Source organism: Mesorhizobium sp. M2A.F.Ca.ET.067.02.1.1 (assembly GCF_004023285.1).
GTDB lineage: Bacteria > Pseudomonadota > Alphaproteobacteria > Rhizobiales > Rhizobiaceae > Mesorhizobium.
Genome location: NZ_RZSB01000567.1, coordinates 1 through 3,922 on the forward strand (window position 1 = coordinate 1; position 3,922 = coordinate 3,922).

Sequence of the window (3,922 nt, forward strand, 5' to 3'; positions counted from 1 at the left end):
CTCGTCGCCCTCCCTTGCCGCCTCGCGGCTGTCCTCGGCGCCCTTCTCGATTTCCTCCAGATGCAGGCCCTCGGTCGGCTCGGCATCGGTCTCGCCGCTCGAATGCAGCACCGGCGTCGGCTTGCCGGCGCCGATGACGCCGGCAAGGTAGGCGGCGAAGCGGCCGACGACGCCCTCGTCGACCACGACCAGAAGCCGTTCCAGATTGGCGACGAAGCCGCGCTGATCGATCTCCTCGCGCTCCAGGCGCTTCTTCTCCTTCTCGCCGATCGGCAGGCGCCGCAGCGCCCAGCGCAAGGTCGGCGGCATTGCCAACGTGGTGATGACGGCCATGGTGAGGATCATGGTGAAGAGGTTGTGCGAGAGCACGCCCATCGACAGGCCGATCGAGGCGACGATGACCTCCGTGGAACCCCGCGCGTTCATGCCGCAGCCGACCGCGATGCCTTCGGCGCGGCTCATGCCGGCCACCTCGGCGCCGATGAAGGCGCCGCCGAACTTGCCGATCGAGGCGATCACCACCAGAGCCACGGTGAGCAGCGCCAGTTGCGGATCGACCAGCACGGTGAGATCGGCCGACAGGCCGGCGACGCCGAAGAACACCGGCATGAAAAGCGCCGTGATAATTCCTCGCAGCTGCCCTTCGATGTGGCGCGACAGGATCGGCGATTCACCCACCAATATGCCGGCAACGAAAGCGCCGAGCACGGTGTGCACGCCGATCAGGTCGGTGATCAGGGCCATCACCCCCATGATGGCGAGAATGACGGTGACCACCGCATATTCCGAGCGGAAGGTGTCGTTGGTCCAGCGGATGGCGTCGAAGACGATGCGGCGGCCCAGCGTGAAGGAAAACGCCATGAAGAGGGCGACGCCGGCGACGGTGAAGGCCAGGCTGGCGATCTCGATCCGCCCCTTGGTGGCGATGCCGATGGTGATGGCGACGACCACCCAGCCGATCGTGTCCTCGATGATGGCCGAGGAGACGATGATCTGGCCGAGGTCGCGGCGCATGAAGTTCATGTCGCGCACCACCATGGCGACGATCTTGACCGAGGAGATGGAGAGCGCAGTGCCGAGGAACAGCCCGGCGACGATGCGCTCGCCGCCGGCGGCGAGCAGTGTCTCGGGCATGAACTGGGCAGCGATGAAACCGAGCGCGAAGGGCACGGCAACGCCGGCGGCCGAGATGGAAAAGCAGGCGCGGCCGACCCGGCGCACGAGCCTCAGATCCGTCTCCATGCCGGTGAGCAGAAGCAGCATCAGAACGCCGAGCTGGGCGATGGCGTTGATCATCGATTTGTGCGTCGGATCGCCGGCGAAGACCAGCCGCTCGGCCGCCGGCCAGACCCAGCCGAGCAGCGAGGGGCCGAGCAGGATCCCGCCGATCAATTGCCCCATCACCGCCGGCTGTCCCAGCGCTTCCAGCACCTCGCCTATGCCGCGGCCGACAACCAGGAGCAGGATCAGCTCGGCGACGAAGATGCCTTCCGAGGACATGCCGGTCTTCTCTGCGGCGAAGGCGACGGCAGGCATCAAAGCGAGCGCCGCCGCTGCAAGCGCGATCCAGACCGACGGCGACCGGCGCCGATTGAGCATGGACAAGATGCCCCCTCATTTCCTCGCCTGGGCTTAACGGTCTGGCGCGCGGATCGGTTGCACGGCTGATGGGAGCATTTCCTCGCCCCCGCAAAGCGGGGGAGAGGTGGCTCGGCGAAGCCGAGACGGAGAGGGGAGCGCCGGTTCGACCGGCAAAAGCACTTCGAAGAGGAGGGCTTCCGCCCTACGAAGCCCCCTCTCCGTCCGCTTCGCGGACACTTCTCCCCCGCTTTGCGGGGGCGAGGAAACGCTCCCTACAATTCTATTCAAATGCCAGCGCCGATTTTTGCTTCGCGGTAAAGCGACTCGACGATGTTGGCGGCCAAGGCGGGGCAATAAGGAGAAGCTAATGAAAAGCGACTTTGCCGCCGCCCACCTGCACCTCGACCGGGCGTGCCATTACCTGCGTGGAGATGATGAAACGAGCCGCGCGGCGCTTCAGGCACTCGACCTTGTGATCGACGCGGTGGCGGCGGCCCAGCATGCCAGGCCGGTGGCCGACGTGCTGCCCTTTCCGCGGCGCGCGAATGGCGGCGTTCCGCCGCTTGCATCCTGACTTATCCGCCTGAAAAGGCGGGAACATTTTGGGCTGGCCACACGTTGTGCTATACGGGGTGTGGCCGGCCTGTTCTTAAGTCGGATGCGGCCGGCCATGGCGGTGGGAGGCGCATGGCACGATGTCCCAGACGAAGGCCGCAAAATCCACCGACGCGGCCAGGGCCGCGAAATCCATCGAGGCGAACGCGCCGGCGAGATCAACCGAAAAGGCAGCACCGCCCCGCGCTTCCGACACGCTGGCGCTGAAGCTCAGCTCTCCCGAATTCACCACGACGCTGTCGCATTTCCACCGCGCCGAGATCGCGCGTATGGCCGGCTGGCGCGACAGGCTCGACCGCACCAGCAACTGGGCGATCACCGTGGTGGCGGCGATGCTGTCGGTGTCGCTGTCGACGCCTTCCGCGCATCACGGCGTGCTCTTGTTCGCGATGCTCCTGATCACGCTGCTTTTGTGGATCGAGGCGCGGCGCTACCGTTTCTTCGACGTCTACAGGACAAGGGTACGGCAGTTCGAGCGATACTACTTTGCGCAGATCTTCTCACCGCAGCCGGACTTTGCCTCCAACTGGCTCGCCATCCTCGGCGAAGGCCTGCGCTCGCCACGCTTCCTGATCTCACAGCGCTCGGCGCTCGTCAGGCGGCTGCGCCGCAATTACATCTTCATGTATACGATCCTGATGCTCGCCTGGGTGTTGAAGATCACGACACCCAGCCTGGCGCGCGAGGGCGCCCCGATCGGCTTCAGCGCCTCGCTGCTCGACACGTTCCGGGTTGCGACGCTCGGGCCCATCCCGGGCGTGGCGGTGGTGTGCGGGGTCGCTGTTTTCTATCTCGCGATGCTGGCCGCGTCATTCCTGATCCGCGACGAGGACGACGAGCTTTCCTTCGGCGACGTGCATGTGTGAGCGGCTGAACGCCGAACGTTTACCCGGATTCAGCTATGCCTGCCTGCCAGTAAACCACCGTGAAATCGCGTGCGGGGACAACCATCAGGCGCGCCATCATTAGCCGCTTGATAAGCATTTGGTAATAAAACGCGACAGATGAGAGGCTGGCCGCGATTCACGGACAACAGCGTTGTCGCCGGTGGGACCTTGCCATGCGCATTAAGAGCCTGATTATCGTCAGCATGGTGAGCGCGGCGGCGCTGATCGGACTGGTTGGCGCTGTCGCCGTCTTCACGCAGCTGAAGGCGGCCAGATATCTGGGACTGAACGAAGCGACCAATGTCGCCCGTGAGCTCGCCGACACCATCGTTTTCAAACCCTACGACGGTGCGCCATCGCTGCTTGATCGACCTGATGCATTAAAGCGGTATCTCGACCAGCAGCACCGCCGCGCGCGGCGCGATTTTATCGTTGTCGACAGCAGCAAGCGGATTGTCGCCCATGCCGCTGACGAGGAGCACATCGCCGGCGAGACATTCGATCACGATCCGGGCAATGAGGTGGGCCTCACGCTGCAAGACGGTGTTCCGCGCCGGTTCGTCGATCCGAACGAAGTGAACGCCATTCTTGCCGTTCCGATCGAACAGAACGAGGACACGATCGTCGGCGCCGTGCTTCTGGAATATGACCCGGTGCTGAACGCCGCCGAGCAGCGGACCAATAGTCTGCTCTGGCTCGTCGGCCTTAGCACCGCCGCCGCGATGCTGATCGCCGCGGGTTTCGCCTGGGTGCTGCTCAGCCGTTTCGGTTCAGGGCTTAAGGATATGATGCGCGGCATGCAGGCGCTGGCGCAAGGCAACGCCATGACGCGCATAGGC

The 3,922-nt window shown here is 64.7% G+C and carries 4 protein-coding genes; 3 read left to right on the plus strand and 1 reads right to left on the minus strand.

Annotated features, from left to right (window positions below; translation table 11 throughout):
* A partial coding sequence (locus tag EOA28_RS27640; RefSeq protein ID WP_148670882.1) for a cation:proton antiporter occupies positions 1-1,599 on the minus strand: 1,599 nt, incomplete at its 3' end.
* A 349-nt stretch (positions 1,600-1,948) separates the two neighbouring features.
* Between EOA28_RS27640 and EOA28_RS27645 the strand changes: the two genes are divergently transcribed.
* From EOA28_RS27645 to EOA28_RS27655, 3 genes are all read left to right on the plus strand, one after another.
* Positions 1,949-2,155, plus strand: coding sequence for a hypothetical protein (locus EOA28_RS27645; protein WP_126061490.1), 207 nt, complete (start codon positions 1,949-1,951; stop codon positions 2,153-2,155).
* Positions 2,156-2,276: 121 nt separating this feature from the next.
* Positions 2,277-3,062 (plus strand): DUF2270 domain-containing protein, encoded by a 786-nt coding sequence (locus EOA28_RS27650; protein WP_127253149.1) that lies wholly within the window; start codon positions 2,277-2,279, stop codon positions 3,060-3,062.
* Positions 3,063-3,289: 227 nt separating this feature from the next.
* Positions 3,290-3,922, plus strand: a 633-nt coding sequence (locus EOA28_RS27655; RefSeq protein WP_210214961.1) for a hypothetical protein, incomplete at its 3' end; no start/stop codon positions are given.

Coding starts and splice junctions, on each gene's coding strand:
- EOA28_RS27645 (WP_126061490.1), top strand. CDS start 1,949: ATGAAAAGCGACTTTGCCGCCGCCCACCTGCACCTCGACCGGGCGTGC.
- EOA28_RS27650 (WP_127253149.1), top strand. CDS start 2,277: ATGTCCCAGACGAAGGCCGCAAAATCCACCGACGCGGCCAGGGCCGCG.